The organism is Bifidobacterium dolichotidis, assembly GCF_003951975.1.
Lineage (GTDB): Bacteria > Actinomycetota > Actinomycetes > Actinomycetales > Bifidobacteriaceae > Bifidobacterium > Bifidobacterium dolichotidis.
Map to the genome: position 1 here is coordinate 414,395 of NZ_QXGM01000001.1, position 17,542 is coordinate 431,936.

Genomic DNA, 17,542 nt, shown 5'->3' on the forward strand with positions numbered 1-17,542 from the left:
GTTCGATGTCTGCTGTTGATCGTTTACAACCAATCGAAACACTGCCTGGTCAGGAGCGCTACGTTGCTCCTCTTGACGAGACGCCACTGCGCGAAGTCGATAGCATCGATGAGTCCGCACCTGCTACGAGCATGTGGGCCGATGCTTGGCGTACGCTGCGCAAGAACCCACTGTTCATTGTCTCGGCAATTCTGATTGTTTTCATCGTCTTTGTGGCACTGTTCCCATCGGTGTTCACGAAGGAGAACCCAAACTACTGCTCGCTGGAGAACTCGCTGGCAGGTAGTTCGGCAAACCACCCATTCGGCTTCGATCTGCAGGGCTGCGATGTGTACGCCCGCGTCGTGTACGGTACGCGTACTTCGATTTCCGTCGGTATTCTGACGACGATTATCGTGGTGTTCGTAGGTGCACTGATCGGTGCAATCGCAGGTTTCTGCGGTGGCTGGGTCGATGGCGTGCTGAGCCGTCTTGTTGATATCTTCATGGCAATCCCAATGCTGCTCGGCGCAATCGTCGTGCTGCAGATGTTCCGTTCTTCGAGCTCGATCTGGAAGGTCGTGCTGGTGCTGGCACTGTTCGGCTGGGTTTCTGTTGCCCGTATCGCTCGTGGTGCTGTGCTGTCTTCGAAGAACCTCGAGTTCAATACGGCATCTACCGCCCTGGGTTCTACGCCAATGCGCAATCTGTTCCGCCACATTATTCCAAACTCGTTGGCACCAGTCATCGTTATTGCAACAACGTCTTTGGGCTCCTACATTGTGGCCGAAGCAACACTGAGCTTCCTTGGTATCGGTCTGCCAACCACGACGGTCAGCTGGGGTGGCGATATTTCTAAGGCGCAGTCGATTCTGCGTACTGATCCAATGGTGCTGTTCTATCCATCCGTGGCACTGGCAATCACCGTGCTTGCATTCATCATGCTTGGTGACGCTGTCAAGGATGCACTTGATCCAAAGAGCCGTACGGAGTGAGCGTGGAGGAATTGGACAAAGTGACACAAGCAACTGCAAATACAAACGCAGCTTCCCAGTCCGAGGGCGCTCAGTCCTCTGAAGAGGCAATGAGGGCTGTCCAGCTTGAGCATGGTCCACTGCTGGAAGTGAAGGACCTGCAGGTTGACTTCACGGGTGAAGGCGGTAAGCCAGTTCACGCTGTGCGTGACTCGTCGTTCACCGTATTCCCAGGCCAGTGGGTCGCAATTGTGGGTGAGTCTGGCTCTGGTAAGTCGACTTCCGCAATGGCAACGCTCGGCCTGCTGCCAGGCACTGGTCACGTTGTTGGTGGCTCGATTAAGTTCGAGGGCAAGGAAATCTCCGGCTACAAGCCAAAGGACTTCGTCGCTCTGCGTGGCGCCAAGATGGGTCTTGTTCCTCAGGATCCTATGTCGAACCTGAACCCTGTGTGGCGTATTGGTACACAGGTTAAGGAAGCTCTGAAGGCCAACAATATGGACGTTTCCCATGAGAAGCGTTCCAAGCTGTCGAAGGCTCTTGCTGATGCAGACGTTACCGTGAACAACGAAGGCGATGAGACCTTCATTGGTTCGCAGGAGCTGCCAGCACTGCTTGAGGCTGCTGAAAAGGCTTTGATTGAGATCGGCATCGAAGGCGAGAAGCTGAGCCGCCGTATGGCTCAGTTCAAGCGCGATTGGGTTGCTGGTTCGGAAACCCGTTGGCGTGTGGCTGACGCTCTGATTAAGTCGGGCGTTAAGGATGACGACGCTTGGTACATTGCTAAGAAGTATGTGACGGGTTCGTCGCTCGAGGACCGTATTGCTGGTCTGCTCGATGAGGCTGGTCTGCCAGATGCTGCAACGCGTGCTCGTCAGTTCCCACACGAGTTCTCGGGTGGTATGCGTCAGCGTGCACTGATCGCTATTGGTCTGGCTTGCCGTCCTGAGCTGCTCATTGCTGATGAGCCTACCTCGGCACTTGATGTGACCGTGCAGAAGAAGATTCTGGACCACCTGCAGATGCTGACCGATTCGTTGGGCACTGCAGTGCTGTTCATTACGCACGATCTGGGTCTGGCTGCAGAGCGCGCTCAGCATATCGTTGTTATGTACAAGGGTCAGGTTGTTGAATCTGGTCCATCGCTTGAAGTGCTTCAGCACCCACAGCACCCATACACGAAGCGTCTGGTTGCTGCTGCTCCTTCGCTGGCTTCGCAGCGCATCATCTCGGTCAAGAGCCGCGGTGAAGATGCAAGCTCGATTATGGAGCACCAGGTTAACGCTGAGAAGCTCGAGAAGAGCGAAACGATTATTGAAGTTGATCACCTGTGCAAGCAGTTCAAGCTTCCTCGTAAGAAGGAACTGTTCAAGGCTGTTGACGATGTGAGCTTCAAGCTCAAGCGTGGCACCACGCTTGCAATCGTGGGTGAGTCTGGTTCGGGTAAGTCGACTGTGGCTAACATGTGCCTGAAGCTGCTCGATCCAACGAGCGGTAAGGTCACGTACGAAGGCACGGATATTTCGAGCCTCAAGGGCAAGGACCTGCTCGACTTCCGTCGTCACGTGCAGCCAGTGTTCCAGAACCCATACGGTTCGCTCGATCCTATGTACTCGATTTATCGTTCGATCGAAGAGCCTCTGCGTATTCACCACATTGGTGATAAGAAGAGCCGTCACGCTCGTGTAGCTGAGCTGCTTGATCTGGTCAAGCTGCCAAGCGCTGTGATGCAGCGTTATCCTAACGAGCTTTCTGGTGGTCAGCGTCAGCGTATTGCTATTGCTCGTGCAATGGCTCTGAACCCAGACGTTATCGTCTGCGATGAGGCTGTGTCCGCACTGGACGTGCTCGTGCAGGATCAGGTGCTTGAGCTGCTCAACGATCTGCAGGCAGAACGTGGTCTGAGCTACCTGTTCATTACGCACGATCTCGCAGTGGTTCGCCAGATTGCTGATGATGTTGTTGTTATGCAGCACGGCAAGTTGGTTGAGCACGGCACGACTGATGACGTGTTCAACAACCCACAGCAGCAGTACACGAGGAACCTGCTCGACGCAATTCCTGGTGGCAAGCTGGAGCTTGGTTTGGATCTCTGATTCCACTTCATAACAAAATCCCATTCATTATTCGAGACACTCAAGGCCGTTCGGCCAAGCTAACGCTCGAGTAACGAATGGGATTTTTGTATGCTTTGCATCTTTCGATGCATTCATGCAGGGCTTTGGTTATACCTGCTAGACCTTCTTTCTCTTAACTTTCCCTCTTTTCCTCTTCTCTCTTATTTCTGTCTCTCTTATCGTTTCTTCCTCTCTGATTTCTGGATTCCTTGATTCATTTCCTAAGAGCGTTTTCTCAGAGGTTCTGCTGAGGTTCTTTTCTTCTGTATTGCTTTTTTCTTTTTGATTTCTCTGGCGTCATTAATAAAAAATTCTTAAATTTGGAATGTTATTTGAAGCGTACTGACGCACACTTTTCTATGTGAGAGTAGGGAAGTCGAGATGTGTTACTTCTATAGATAGGGAAGAGATAAATAAGGTTAAAAGTCTATTTAGCCCCAATTTATATATAGAGAAGAAAGAACAATATTCTAATGTATTGCCCTTCATGTGGTACGAAGCAGCCTGATGGAGCTCGTTTCTGCGTTCAGTGCGGTACGAAGCTTCCAGAAGCGCAGCAGTCTCAGCCAACAAATCAGGCTCAGCCTACATATCAGGCTCAGCCTGCGTATCAGCCTCAGCCTGCGTATCAGCCTCAGCCTACGAATCAGATGCAGCAGCCTGTTACACCTCCTATGCAAGGTGCTCAGCCACAGCCTGCTCAGCAGTTTATTCAGCAGCAGCCTATTGTTATTGTTCCGCAATCTACGCCAGTACAGGCAGCTCCTCAGATGCAGCAGCAACCATATCGAGTTACTGTGCAAATGCAGCAAAATGCAGTGCAACAGCCTCGTAGCAATCCGACACCAGCAGTAACGAAGAATGCACTGGGCTATTCGATGACTCTTGGCAAGCACAAGATGGATCTTGGCTCGCTACTGATGATTCTTGGTATGGTTTTTGCACTTATTGCAATGCCACTGCCATTCCTCGCAGATGATACTGGACCTTGGTATTCGTTCTGGGATTATGTAACGTATGAGGCGATTATTCTGTTCATTGCTCTGATTCTTGCATTGGTGAGCAGAGTCTTGCATTGGCAGGTTGCAGCATTTGTTTTAGGTGCAGTAAGTGCTTCTATTGGCGGATATTGGATTATCGATTCACTGTATTGTGTGGCAGCATTCGACTCTAAGGTGGGTATTGGCCTGTTCCCACTGTCGATTGCTGTGATCCTTATTCTCATTGGCAGCATTATGACAATGGTGCTGTTTGAAATGCATCGTCATAAGGCATTGCATAATCCTAAGAATCCATTGAAGTATGCTTTCGGCGCTTGGATGGTACTGGGAGGTGCAGTACTCACCCTGATCAGCTTTATTCTTCCAATTGGTAGTGCACACGTAAATAGTGCCGATTACAGTAGCAGCGATTCAGATTACGATTACTATTCGGCAGAATCTCCAGATACTGGCGATACCTATGATCTGTCCGCAATGCACCAATTAGAAGCGGCATTGTTGCTTTTGGTGTTGCTGATTATTGCCACATTGGTGTTGGCATTGGCTCAAAAGAATTTAGCTGCATTTGTTACCGGTATTCTGTCGACCACAGGAACATTGCTTACCTTGATCCATACGGGAAGGGCGTTCCTCACTGTTGTGGATTCGTATGAATATACCAATGCACACCCTAATGGTGGTCTTTATCTTGGATTCATCGGAATCGTTGTGTTAGCAGTTGGTGTATCGATTCAGATGTACAACTACACGCATAAGCGTCAGCTGATTTGCCGATCTCAATCAGTTGCAATGCGCAGCATGCCTATGCCCAATCTATCGCCATCGGTGCAACAGATGAATGCGCAGTCTACTGATCCTCAGCACGGTAGTGCTCCACAAACTGATGTGCTAAATGCTATGCAGCAGTCATCGCAGCCTCAGCAGCAGATGGCATCGCAGCAGATGAATGTGCCGGCACAGCAGCAGCCATCAGAACACTAAATCAGCGGTACATACGTATTTCATTCAGTTTTAGAGAGAAAGAATATTAGATTCTGATGTATTGTCCTTCTTGCGGTACCAAGCAGATTGATGGAGCTCGGTTTTGTACTAATTGTGGTACGAAGCTCCCTGAGAACACATCGTCCCAATCAGTGACACAGCCACAACCACCTGAACAAACCCAGCCGACGAATCAATCGCAACCCGTAAATCAAGTACAGTCTGTGAATCAGGCACAGCCTGTAACTCCGGCTGATAAGCCACAGCATGTTCAAACAACGCAGCATGCAACTGTGGATGGATCTGCTGTGGGATCTGCACAGCAGCAATCGAATAATTCCTTGGCTTCGGTGTGGCGAGTGATGAGCCGTACATTTATGATCGGCAATCGCCAGTTTGATTTTGGGTCATTTGCATCGGTGATAGGCTTCGTTCTTTTGCTGGTTGCTCTGCCTATTCCATTCCTCTATGAAGAAGAAGTTGGCAACATTTCGCTGTGGAGCTGGATGGGAGAGCCTTGGACCATTGCACTGATTGTTCTGGCACTGGCAGCTGTGATCTGCAGTGTGTTGGGTGCTCGTATTGCTGCGTTTGTAGTAAGCGTGGTGGGCTCTTATCTTGGTATGTCTTTTGTCTTCTCAACCTTGGAAGATTTTGAGGATACTGAGACCTTCCACTATTACAGTGGCATCGGTATGCGACTCGTTCCTATAGCAATGATTCTGTTGTTTGTTGGAGGAATTTGGTCGCTGGTGTTGTCCTCGGTAAAGCGCCATCAGACTTTGCATATCCAGAAGCAGCCATTATCTGTTTCCTATGGTGCATTCTTGGCTTCATTCGGTTCTGCATTTGTCGCAATTAGTATGTTCTTGCCAATTGTGCAGGGCGATTATGTGATTAATTCGTTCTACGAAAGTGTGCAGGATAGTTTAAACGATCTTGCGTATAGCTTGGGTAATGAAACTACTTCAACACCTGAGTACGGTGGAGTGCAATCGGCAAGCGCCTTCTCCACTGATGGAATGTCCACGTTATTCCCCGTGCTGATCCTCGTAGTGGCTACGTTGGTTCTGACACTTGTTCAAAAAGATTTAGCTGCATTCATTTTGGGTATTGCCTCGAGCGTGGCCAATATGTTCCTTTGCTATGACACATGGAAGAAGTTTGCTGGAGGAAATGGGACGTATGATGTGGCCAATATTCGACCACATGTTGGTATAGCTGTTGCCATTGTTGGCATTGCGCTCGTAATCGTTGGTACGTCTCTTCAGATGTATAACTACACGCACGTGCGTCAGTTTATTCGCCATCCACGTGTGGTCGTCATGCATACGGTTCCTGCTTCTGCAGTGCAAATGCCAGTCGTACCACAGGCGATGGTGACACAACCACCAGTGGCACAGCCAGCACAGCAAATGATGCCGCAATCGGTACCTGTGTCGGCTATGCAGCAGGTTCAACAACCGATGCCACAGCCGGTGCAACAGCCAGTACAGCAGCCAGTGCCGCAACAGGCACAACCAGCTGTACCTCAGAATGCGTCTGAGCTAGCAGAACAGGTTCCGGCGCAGTCGCCAGTTGACTGATTGGTGATTCTCATTGCACAACAGTAGCGGGTGAGTAACCAGATTTGACGGTTACTCACTCGCTACTTGTTTGTATTGGCCATGTTCATGCCAACGTACATGAGCATGATTAATTCTCGAGTGGAGTACAGGACCTTTGACGTTGATCAACCAATCCCATAAGCGGAACTACGTTTCAGTCGACCCATAGGTGGAGTAGTGTGAGTCACCATGAGCATGACAATTACAACCTCGAATCTGAATGGTATTCGAGCTGCTGAACGCAAGGGCTTTGAACACTGGGTGGCTGAGCACACGCCAGACGTGCTGTGCATGCAAGAGGTGCGTGCACCACAAGATGTTATTGATCCATTTTTTGCAAAGTATGCCGAGGACTATAAGGCTGCAGGCCGTATTGCAGAACCTGATCAGCTGGTAACGCTGAACCAGCCAAGCGCTTATAAGGGTCGTGCAGGTGTTGGCATGCTGTCGAGCCTTGAGGTGCTGGATCGTCGTATTGGTATTCCAGGAGACGATGCAGAAGCCGATATGGGTCGTTGGCTGGAAATGGACGTTAAGACGCCACAGGGTTATGTAGTGACGGTGTGCGATCTGTATATGCATGCTGGCAACACTGATGATCCAGTCAAGATGGAACAGAAGTTCCGTATGCTGAACCTGCTGCTTGAGCATGCGGGCAAGCTGCAGGAAGAAGCTGCCCATGGTGGCAAGCAGAGCGTTATTGTTGGCGATTTCAACATTGCTCACACGCCACTGGATATTAAGAACGCAAAGTCGAATGAGAAGCACGCAGGCTTCTTGCCAGAAGAGCGTGAATTCTTAACGAAGCTCATCAATGACTACGAGTTCGTTGATGTGGTTCGTAACTTAGCTGGCGATATTCAGGGCCCATACACGTGGTGGAGCAACCGCGGTCGTGCCTTTGACAACAACACGGGTTGGCGCATCGACTACCACTTCGCCACGCCAGAGCTGGCAGAATCGGCACGCGGCTTTGTTATTGATCGAGCAAGCTCGTATGACACGCGCTGGTCTGATCACGCACCACTGTCTATTACGTATGACGTCTGATTTGTTCGAGTCAATGACTCTGTCGTTTCAGTAGAACACTGACCGCACAAAAGCACAGGTACATCAAGTATCTGTGCTTTTTTGTTGGGTAATTTCAGACGGGTTTGCTGGTCAACTTCCAGTGGGAGAGCTACTACACCAATAGTGTTGGCGGCCTGATCAACAGCAATATTGGCAGGAATAAATGCTGCAGAAAAGTGTCGTAATAGGTAGAGGCTCTGGGCACCTTGGAAACACTGGAGTTAGTACTAGTGGTGTCCATATATGGGAAGAATTGATGAACACCCCCATCAAACTGAAAAACGATGGTAGCCTAGGGCTTGGTGAATACGCGCACCCGCAATCATTATCGTTAGTGTGATTGAACAGAAATCATCATACAGTTGAGCGAGAACGGGAGAGGGTGCACAACGAAAGAACACGACGCAGTGACATGCGTCAGAAGTGAGGATCTCATGGGACTGTTCGGATTTGGCAAGAAGAAGCAGAAGAAAGAAGCTGAAGCTATTGCCGAAGAGACGCTTGAGGATGCAAAGCAGGATGTGAACGAAACCGAGGAGAACGACGATTTCGATAACACGACTGAAGAATCCTATGAGTACCCAACCGAAGCTGTAGCTGAGTACGAAGGCCGTGGCGAGAAGTACGGTCCATGGGACATTGAGGATGCTCATGTTCCAGACTATGACCGCTACCTGTCGCTCGGCGCATACTACCTGCCATTTATGCAGGGCATGCAGCTGCGCGTGAAGGTGAACCGTGAAACGAGGCAGGTGTCAGGCACGATTGTGACGTTCGGCAACTCGAGCCTCGAAATGGAAGCATTCGCAGCTCCTAAGACGCTGGGGCTGTGGGACGACGTGCGTACGGATCTGCTTGATGCCAATGAGAAGGCACAGGCTGTTGACGGTGTGTTCGGCAAGGAAGTCATGCTGCCAGTGACCGTGGCTTCGGGCAAGTCGGTGATGACGCGAATTGCCGGTGTTGATGGTCCACGTTGGATGATGCGTGCTATTTTCTCGGGTACGGCAGCAACTGATCCTGAGTCGCTCGACGCCAAGTCGCTCAACAAGTTCCTGTCGCTCGTCGTTGTGGAACGTGGTGAGGAACCACTGGCTCCACGTGATCTGCTGCCAATGCACCCACCACTGACGCCAGCAGAGCGCCATGCAGCAGCAGAGGGTGACGAGGAATCGAACGATCTGCCATCGCTCGACCGCCCAGATAAGCCAACGGATTCCGACCACGAGACGCAGACCAAGACGACGCTGTCTCGCGGCCCTATGTTCTCTGAGCTGCGATGAGCGATCAGGTAACGAAACCTCGTACAGGATTAAGCTCGCTCGCATCTGCTGGTGAGGATGATGATTTCTCGATTCTGACTGCTATTGGCGGTCCTCGAGGCATTATCGAATCGATGCTGCCAGGCGTGCTGTTCGTTGTTATGTTCTTAGTAACGAGCAACCTCGGCATGCCGAACAGTCTTGAATTGACGATTCTGGCATCGGCTGTGCTTGCTGTGTTGCAACTCGTGATTCGTCTGATTCAGCGTCAGTCCATTATGGGCGCTGTTTCCGGCCTTGCTGCAATTGCAATCTGCTTGGTATGGGCTTGGCAAAGTCACGAGGCACGCAATTATTACACGTTCGGCTTCTTAACGAATGCGTTTTATATTGTGCTGCTGAGCATTTCGCTGATCGTGCGTGTGCCGGGACTTGGCTTTGTGGTCGAGTTTGTGCGCACGTTGCCAACCGAGCACTTCGGTCAGTGGCTTGCTAGCTGGCGCAACGATAAGCCGCTGTATCGCGCCTACCGCACGATTACATGGCTCTGGATTGCGCTGTTTACGTTGCGCTTAGTGGTGCAGGTACCACTGTACATGCTCAACTATGTGGGCTGGCTCGGTATGACGCGTCTGATTATGGGCATTCCATTCTGGGCGTTGTCCATTTGGATTTCGTATCTGATTGTGGCCACGCCGCTGCATCATCATCGCATGGTTGAGAAAGCTGCTAAGGCTCAAGCAGAGCAGCAAAGCTCAGCAGAGTAGCGGTGCACAACTGAACAGTTTTAGATAATGCTGATCAACGATTGAGATGTTGTTGATCAGCATTTTGTTTTTTGGTGGACTTGTTCGACCGAGTAATTTCGGTCGCCGTGTCATCATTTCAGCCGCGTTGAGCGCCGTTATTCTTTCGTTTTGTCATTGAATTATTCATCTGCCGCTGCTTTCTGAGCGCTGTTCTGTTGAGTCCGCAACATATAATTGACCGGCTGTATTTCTGCGAAACGGGGGAGGGAGTTCCTGTGCAGAAGACGTTGTGGATAGAACGATACGCAGACCAAGGTCGGTGCGTCGGCCACATCGATGGACGAGTTGTATTCGTACGCTTTGCTTTGCCTGGCGAATTGGTTGAGGTTGAGCTCGATGAGCCACACCAACGAGAAGACCGATTCTGGACGGGCGAAGTCACACGTGTGCTCGAAGCAAGTCCTGATCGTGTATCTCCTCCGTGGAAGCTTGCTGGTCCATTAAAGGACGGCGGCGGCGTTGGTGGCGCTGATCTAATTCATGTCAGCCGCGCAGGCCAGCTCAAGTGGAAGCAGACAATTGTGGCTGAGCAGATGAAGCGTCTTGGCCATGTCGAAACCGAAGTACCTATTGAAGAGATGCCAGGAGAAGATCTGACTGGCGGTCTGCATTGGCGTACTCGTATTGAATTTGTAACCGATGCAGAAGGCCATCCTTCGATGCATCGTCGTGGAACGAATGTGCGTGTGCCAATCGACGATATGCCATTGGCCAGCCAGGCATTGCTGGCAATTGCCAAGCATAAGGATATTTGGACGCATCAATACGATCCAAACCAACATATTCGTATTGCAGTGCCAGAGCCTCGCGATGTATTCGTGTCTGCTGATGCCGATGAAGATTGGCTGAGCAAGGTTGTTGGCGACAACTATGCAATTCTTGTTGATGATCATCTGATGCAGGGCCGTCGCGAACTGACCGAATGCATTGATGTGCAGGGTAAGCGATTCACGTATCACGTGGATGCAGGTGGCTTCTGGCAGATGCATCGCATGGCACCACAGCGCTTGCCAGAACACGTGCTGTACTTGGTACGCCGTGCACTGCAGGGCAAGACGAACCCAGTTATTTGGGATCTGTATTCGGGCTCTGGCCTGTTTACATTGCCTCTGGCTGTGTTTGCTGGTGCTGTTGATGGTGCCGATCACACCGATACGCGCGTGCTCAGCATTGAAGGTGCGCCAAAGGCTGTGAAGCATGCTCGCAAGAACATTAAGCATGCAGGCCTGCACAACATTACGGCACTGTGCGGTGATGTGGCTAAGACACTGCACCATGTGCCACAAGGCTTTGAGCACCCAGATGTGGTGGTGCTTGATCCACCACGTGCTGGCGCTCGTGCTCAGGTGTGTAAGCAGATTGTTGAATCAAAGGCTAAGGCCGTTGTCTATATTGCTTGCGATGCCACAAGCTTGGCTCGAGACACAGCAACATTGACCTCGCATGGATACGAACTGACCGATATTCGCGCGTTCGATATGTACCCAATGACTCATCACGTAGAAACCGTTGCATTATTTACACGTACTAAGCGTCGTAAATGATTCAATATGGTTTAGCATGGCATGTGTGGAACACAACAATAAATCTCAACACAACCCAAACCGAGCACTGCGCACTGGCATAAGCGCAGTTGCAGCAGTGCTCCTTGCTGCCGGAACGCTGTCGGCTGTAGCAGCGTGCACGCCGAGTAATCAGGCTGTGGGAGACACCCAGAGTGTGAACGCAACCCCAACGCATGATGCACTGCAGGGAGGCACCACGGTAACTGTTGGCCTGATTGGTAATCCAAATGGTGGCGCCGATGAACAGGTATTGTCGGCATGCGAACGTGACGGCATTGACGCCACCTACATTTCAACCGAGCACAAAACTGGTGACGAACTCACGCAGGCTCAGGTTGCTGGCATTGATGATGTGATTCATAGGCATATGCATATAGCTATGATCTCAGGCCTCGAGCTGACCGATAACAATAGGGAAGCGCTGACTGCAGCGTTGCAGCATGCTCGCGAAGCAGGCGTGGCTGTTGTGCTGCTCAATCCAGTCAACGAGCCAGAAGATGAAACACTGTACGCAGCCGCTTTGCGCGTCAATGATCGCATGATGGATGCGCAGCCACTGCACCAAGTGCTCACCGAAATTGCTGCTGATGATGCGCACGACAAAGACATCACAGTCAGCACACTGGGCTGAGCTCCTAACAGCGGAATACTGAAGCTCTCAGCTGCCGGAAGCTTTCTACCTGCGAAAGCTCTTAGCTTTCGGAAGCTCTTCGCCTTCGAATCAGCTGAGAATATACCAAATCTTTCGCTTTTTATGCTGCGCAAACAGGGGACGTGGGCTAGGCTTATGAACCATGAGCCAAACGCTAGAGCAAACGAAACCGAGCCAAGCGCAGGATACGTTTCCTGAAGTTGCTGAACAGGGCCTTACTACGGCCCAAGTTCAGCAACTAGTGCAGCAAGGCAAAACGAACGCAGTCAAAGATGAAACTTCGCGTTCGCTAGCCGACATCGTTCGCGCCAACGTTTTTACACTCTTCAACGGCATAATTTTCACTGCCATGGTGCTCGTACTGATTACGGGATCATGGAAGGACGCCGTATTTGGCTTTGTCATCATCATTAACACGGGCATCGGTATTGTAACTGAGCTGCGTGCAAAGCATACGCTCGATAAGCTGTCAATTCTGGTGGCCTCCGATTACATGGTGCGCCGCGATGGCAAAGATATTGCCGTTTCCCATAACGATATTGTGCTCGGTGATTTGATGTGGCTGCGCTCCGGCGAGCAGGTTCCCGCTGATGCGACAGTACTTGAAACATGGGGTCTTGAGCTCGATGAATCGATGATCACGGGCGAATCGCGCACCGTGCGCAAGTCAGTGGGCGACACTGTTTACTCGGGCTCGACTGCAGTTTCGGGTATGGCCTTAACTCGTATTACGGCTGTTGGTGCGCATAGTTATGCGGCAGAGCTCACGGCTCAAGCCAAGGTGTATAAGAAGAATATTTCTGATCTGAACCGTGGCATTAATACGATTCTGAAGTTCATGACGTTCCTCGTCGTCCCGCTGTGTGTGCTGCTCATTTGCACGCAGATGAACACGGTCGGCGGCTGGGCTCACGCATTCGAGACTGGCCAGTGGCGTCAGGCTGTTGTTTCTTCTGTTGCTGGCGTTGTTGGCATGGTGCCTGAAGGCCTCGTGCTGCTGACTTCGCTGAACTTTGCGTTAGCTGCCATCCGTTTGGCCCGCAAGTCTACGCTTGTGCAGGACCTCGACTCGGTTGAAACGCTCGCTCGCGTGGACTCCCTGAACTTGGATAAAACAGGCACGATTACCGACGGTGGTATTGCGTTCGGCTCCATCGTTGCGCTCGACCCAGCAGATTTCGCTGTTTCTACTGCTGTTCATTCCTCTGATTTCCGCCAACCAGACATGGCAGCTATTCGCCAAGCATTGATGGACCTCGCTCATGAGGAAAATCCAAATGGTACGGGCCTTGCTGTGCTTGAGGGCCTTGGCGAACAAGGCGTGAAGCCAACCGTGGTCGATCATCGTGTGCCATTCTCCAGCGCTCGCAAATGGAGTGCCATTGGTTATGACACTCCAGTTATGGGCATTGATGACAGCCGGGGCGTTTGGTACATGGGTGCTCCTGAAGTGTTGCTCTCAGCACTCGATGGCGATTATTCGAAGCTGCTTGAACAAGTCAATGAGCACGCCAACCAGGGTAATCGTGTGCTGCTGATTATGCATGTGCGTCCAACATCTGACGATGCATTGGCACAGCGTATTGAGGCAGATCCACAAATTGATAAGACTGCTCAGCCAGTCGCATTGGTGCTGTGCTCGGAACGTATACGCTCGGATGCAGAAGCCACACTGGCATGGTTCCGCGAGCAGGGTGTGCGTTGCCGCATTATTTCTGGTGATAACCCAGTAACTGTTGGTGCTATTGCTGCCAAGGTTCGCCTTACTGGCGACACGAAGCCAGTGGCTATGGATGCGCGTGAACTGCCAAGCGATGTGCATGAGCTGGCACAAACACTTGAACATGTGGATGTGCTGGGTCGTGTGCTACCAGAACAGAAGAAGGCTATTGTGCAGGCCTTGCATACGGGTCAGCATGTTGTGGCTATGACTGGCGATGGCGTCAACGATACGTTGGCTATTAAAGAAGCTGATCTGGGTATTGCTATGGGTAACGCTGCTCCTGCAACGAAGGCTGTGGCAGAAGTGGTGCTTGTTAACTCGAAGTTCTCGCATCTGCCAGATGTTGTGGCTCGAGGACGCCAGGTTATGGCCAATATGGAACGTGTTGCAAGCTTGTTCTTGGTCAAGACCATTTATTCGGCATTGATCTCGTTCGGTGTAGTGCTGACGGCAATTCCATATCCATACTTGCCTCGTCATATTTCGTATATTGGTGCGTTAACGATTGGTGCTCCAGCATTCCTGCTGGCATTGGCACCAAATACGAGGCGTTATATTCCAGGATTCCTGCGACGTGTTTTCGCTTTCGCGTTGCCATGTGGCATTGCAACAGCATTGGCAGTGCTGCTGGCTGCTTGGTTCATTCCTGATTGGATGGGCTGGCATGTTGATACGAATGCAGTGGATCGTATGTCGTTGCGTTCGATTTGTGCTTGCGTGCTGCTGTTTATGGGCATGCTGGTGTTGGCTCGTGTGGCTCGTCCTCTGAATTCTTGGCGAGGACTGCTCGTGCTCGGTTTTGCTGCAGCAGCGGCTATTGGCATTAGTATTCCATTTATTTCGCAGTTCTTCGAATTGCATTGGCCAACTGGTGCTGTGATACTGCCTGCTGTTATGGCAGTAATTGCTGCAGGCATACTGTTTGCGTTGAGTGTTTGGCTCGTGCCTAAGGTATTGCCTCAGCTTTTTGCTGCTGTCTCATATGTCAGGCGCACTTATCATCGCTTAATCTCACGCAAGTAGGCTGTAAACGCAAAACATGGCTCAAACTCAAAAGGACGGAGCGGCTTCATGTTGCGTAATACACAGCTCGATACACTTGCCGTAGGCTCAACTTCGGTTGGTTACTACCGTATTGCAGATCTGCCAGGCATTGATCATTTACCGTACTCACTCAAAGTACTTGTTGAGAATTTAGTGCGTAATGAAGATGGTGCCAATATCACTGATGAGCATGTACAAGCCTTGCTCAATTGGGATCCTGCTGCAGAACCAAGCCATGAAATACAGTTCACGCCATCACGCGTTGTTATGCAGGATTTCACGGGCGTGCCATGCATTGTTGATTTAGCAACGATGCGTGATGCCGTGCAACAGCTTGGCGGTAATCCCGAGGTTATTAATCCTCAGGTGCAGGCCGATATGATTATTGATCATTCGGTGCAAATCGATAAGTACGGCACGGCTGATGCTGTACAAGCCAATATGGATATCGAGTATGAGCGCAATAGCGAACGCTATCAGTTCTTGCGTTGGGGCCAAGGCGCATTTAAGAACTTCCGTGTGGTACCGCCAGGAACAGGCATTATTCACCAAGTCAATATTGAATACTTAGCTCGCGTCGTAATGACGAAGCAGCAGTCGAACGGTACCACGCTTGCTTATCTCGATTCCTGCGTCGGCACTGATTCGCATACAACGACGGTTAATGGCCTTGGCGTTCTCGGATGGGGCGTAGGCGGTATTGAAGCAGAAGCTGCTATGCTCGGCCAGCCAATTTCGATGCTCGTACCACGCGTTGTGGGCTTTAAACTCAAAGGCTCCATCCCAGAAGGTGTTACTGCCACCGATGTGGTGCTGACCATAACCGATATGCTGCGCAAACAAGGCGTGGTCGGTAAATTCGTGGAATTCTATGGCGAAGGCATTGCGCAAGTTCCACTAGCCAACCGAGCAACCATCGGCAATATGAGCCCCGAATTCGGCTCAACCTGTGGTATTTTCCCAATCGATGAAGTCACACTGGAATATCTGCGCTTGACGGGCCGCTCAGAAGAACAAGTGGCACTCGTGAAGGCTTATGCTCAAGCTAACAAGCTGTGGCATGATGTGCAGGATCCTGACTATGTGGAGCCACAGTATTCTGAATATCTTGAGCTTGATCTCTCTACAGTGGTGCCATCGATTGCAGGTCCTAAGCGTCCACAGGATCGTATTCGTGTAACTGAAGCCAAGCAGAAGTTTGAACAGACGCTACCTGCATATGTCACTGAGCAAACCACGCGTACGCCAGTTCCAGTCAGCACAGCATTCCGTGGTGATTTTGAACTGACTAACGGTGATGTTGCCATTGCTTCGATTACGTCATGTACGAATACTTCAAATCCTTCGGTCATGATTGCTGCTGGATTGCTTGCTCGTAATGCCGTGGCCAAAGGTCTTCAGCCGAAGCCGTGGGTGAAAACGTCATTGGCTCCAGGTTCACAAGTTGTTGCTGACTATTTACAGCAGGCTGGGCTGCAAGATGATCTCGATGCACTGGGCTATCAGCTCGTGGGCTTCGGTTGCGCCACCTGTATTGGTAACTCGGGTCCATTACTGCCAGAAATTTCTGAAGCCATTCATACTCACGATATGACGGTTACTGCCGTACTGTCGGGTAATCGTAATTTCGAAGGCCGTATTAGCCCAGATATCAAAATGAACTATTTGGCTTCGCCGCCACTGGTTATTGCCTATGCGCTCGCAGGCACTATGGCCTTTGATTTTGAGACCGAGCCACTTGGTCAAGATGCCGAAGGTAATGATGTATTTCTAAGGGATATTTGGCCTACGAATGCTGAAATTGAACAAGTAGTGACGCAAAATGTCAATCGCGATATGTTCCTGAATGACTATGAGTCCGTGTTCGAAGGTGATAAGCGTTGGCAGGGCCTCGATGTGCCAGAAGGTGAGTTATTCGATTGGAATGACGATTCCACGTATGTGCGTCGTCAAACATTCTTCGATGGCATGACTGCTGAACCTGTGCCTGTGCAAGATGTACATGATGCACGTGTGCTCGCGTTCTTGGGCGATTCGGTAACGACCGATCATATTTCGCCGGCAGGTGCGTTTATGGCTTCGAGCCCAGCAGGGCAGTATCTCATTAAACATGGTGTTGCCCAAAAGGATTTCAATTCCTATGGTTCGCGCCGTGGTAATCACGAAGTTATGGTGCGTGGCACGTTTGGCAATATTCGCTTGCGTAATTTGTTGCTTGGCTCAGTCGGTGAGGAAATTACCCCAGGCGGCTTCACCTACGATTTCTTGGCCATGAAGCCAACGACAATTTATGAGGCATCGCGCAATTATCTTGCCAATAAGGTGCCGCTTGTGGTGCTTGGCGGTAAAGAATATGGCACTGGATCATCGCGCGACTGGGCAGCAAAGGGTACTGCCATGCTCGGTGTAAAGGTCGTTATTGTAGAGAGCTTTGAGCGCATTCATCGTTCCAACCTGATTGGTATGGGTGTGCTCCCTCTGCAATTCCCAGAAGGGGAGTCGGCGACTTCACTGGGACTAGATGGCACAGAAACCTATAGCATTACGGGCATTGACAAGCTCAATGAGGGAGTGACCCCAGATACGGTGCATGTGGATGCCACACATAGCGATGGTTCGCATACGGAATTCGATGCTGTTGTGCGCATTGATACACCAGGTGAAGCGGATTACTTCCGTAATGGCGGCATTTTGCAGTATGTGCTGCGTAACCTGATGAAGCAATAAGCTGCAGTACGCATCGTAGAACAATCATAG

At 50.8% G+C, this 17,542-nt stretch carries 11 protein-coding genes and 1 pseudogene; all 12 read left to right on the top strand.

The annotated features are described in order from the left end of the window. The first annotated feature begins 5 nt into the window (after nucleotides 1-5). The 12 genes and pseudogenes from D2E26_RS01525 to acnA all read left to right on the top strand — a co-directional run bounded on the left by D2E26_RS01525 (nucleotide 6) and on the right by acnA (nucleotide 17,512). Nucleotides 6-974, top strand: a complete 969-nt coding sequence (locus tag D2E26_RS01525) for an ABC transporter permease (RefSeq protein WP_125962937.1) — start codon at nucleotides 6-8, stop codon at nucleotides 972-974. 89 nt (nucleotides 975-1,063) lie between these two features. After that, a complete protein-coding gene (locus tag D2E26_RS01530; protein WP_125963368.1) occupies nucleotides 1,064-3,049 on the top strand; it encodes a dipeptide ABC transporter ATP-binding protein in 1,986 nt (661 codons plus the stop codon). 494 nt (nucleotides 3,050-3,543) lie between these two features. Further along, on the top strand, nucleotides 3,544-5,052 hold the full coding sequence (locus D2E26_RS01535) for a zinc ribbon domain-containing protein (RefSeq protein ID WP_125962938.1): 1,509 nt from the start codon (nucleotides 3,544-3,546) through the stop codon (nucleotides 5,050-5,052). A 56-nt stretch (nucleotides 5,053-5,108) separates the two neighbouring features. Next, nucleotides 5,109-5,174: pseudogene (locus D2E26_RS07640) on the top strand (zinc-ribbon domain-containing protein); the annotation flags it as partial. A gap of 30 nt (nucleotides 5,175-5,204) precedes the next feature. Continuing rightward, the gene (locus D2E26_RS01540; RefSeq protein ID WP_241218821.1) at nucleotides 5,205-6,638 is read left to right on the top strand and encodes a hypothetical protein; all 1,434 of its coding nucleotides are present in this window, start codon (nucleotides 5,205-5,207) and stop codon (nucleotides 6,636-6,638) included. Between the two features lie 210 nt (nucleotides 6,639-6,848). After that, nucleotides 6,849-7,709 (top strand): exodeoxyribonuclease III, encoded by an 861-nt coding sequence (locus D2E26_RS01545; RefSeq protein WP_125962940.1) that lies wholly within the window; start codon nucleotides 6,849-6,851, stop codon nucleotides 7,707-7,709. A 455-nt stretch (nucleotides 7,710-8,164) separates the two neighbouring features. Then, complete coding sequence (locus tag D2E26_RS01550) at nucleotides 8,165-9,013, top strand: DUF3710 domain-containing protein (protein WP_125962941.1); 849 nt, start codon at nucleotides 8,165-8,167, stop codon at nucleotides 9,011-9,013. Continuing rightward, entirely contained in the window at nucleotides 9,010-9,759 is a 750-nt protein-coding gene (locus D2E26_RS01555) for a DUF3159 domain-containing protein (RefSeq protein WP_125962942.1), read from the top strand. The genes D2E26_RS01550 and D2E26_RS01555 overlap by 4 nt, the downstream gene beginning before the upstream one ends. Before the next feature lie 257 nt (nucleotides 9,760-10,016). Further along, nucleotides 10,017-11,345, top strand: coding sequence for a class I SAM-dependent RNA methyltransferase (locus D2E26_RS01560; RefSeq protein WP_125962943.1), 1,329 nt, complete (start codon nucleotides 10,017-10,019; stop codon nucleotides 11,343-11,345). A 16-nt stretch (nucleotides 11,346-11,361) separates the two neighbouring features. Next, nucleotides 11,362-11,997: a type 1 periplasmic-binding domain-containing protein gene (locus D2E26_RS01565; RefSeq protein ID WP_125962944.1), complete on the top strand. Its 636-nt coding sequence runs from the start codon at nucleotides 11,362-11,364 to the stop codon at nucleotides 11,995-11,997. Between the two features lie 163 nt (nucleotides 11,998-12,160). Next, nucleotides 12,161-14,764, top strand: coding sequence for an HAD-IC family P-type ATPase (locus D2E26_RS01570; protein WP_125962945.1), 2,604 nt, complete (start codon nucleotides 12,161-12,163; stop codon nucleotides 14,762-14,764). Between the two features lie 48 nt (nucleotides 14,765-14,812). Then, nucleotides 14,813-17,512, top strand: coding sequence for an aconitate hydratase AcnA (acnA, locus tag D2E26_RS01575; RefSeq protein WP_125962946.1), 2,700 nt, complete (start codon nucleotides 14,813-14,815; stop codon nucleotides 17,510-17,512). Nucleotides 17,513-17,542 lie beyond the last annotated feature (30 nt).

Bases quoted from the DNA above. Each gene is read 5' to 3' on its own strand.
- D2E26_RS01525 (WP_125962937.1), top strand. From the start codon at position 6: ATGTCTGCTGTTGATCGTTTACAACCAATCGAAACACTGCCTGGTCAG.
- D2E26_RS01530 (WP_125963368.1), top strand. From the start codon at position 1,064: ATGAGGGCTGTCCAGCTTGAGCATGGTCCACTGCTGGAAGTGAAGGAC.
- D2E26_RS01535 (WP_125962938.1), top strand. From the start codon at position 3,544: ATGTATTGCCCTTCATGTGGTACGAAGCAGCCTGATGGAGCTCGTTTC.
- D2E26_RS01545 (WP_125962940.1), top strand. From the start codon at position 6,849: ATGAGCATGACAATTACAACCTCGAATCTGAATGGTATTCGAGCTGCT.
- D2E26_RS01550 (WP_125962941.1), top strand. From the start codon at position 8,165: ATGGGACTGTTCGGATTTGGCAAGAAGAAGCAGAAGAAAGAAGCTGAA.
- D2E26_RS01555 (WP_125962942.1), top strand. From the start codon at position 9,010: ATGAGCGATCAGGTAACGAAACCTCGTACAGGATTAAGCTCGCTCGCA.
- D2E26_RS01565 (WP_125962944.1), top strand. From the start codon at position 11,362: ATGGCATGTGTGGAACACAACAATAAATCTCAACACAACCCAAACCGA.
- D2E26_RS01570 (WP_125962945.1), top strand. From the start codon at position 12,161: ATGAGCCAAACGCTAGAGCAAACGAAACCGAGCCAAGCGCAGGATACG.
- acnA (WP_125962946.1), top strand. From the start codon at position 14,813: ATGTTGCGTAATACACAGCTCGATACACTTGCCGTAGGCTCAACTTCG.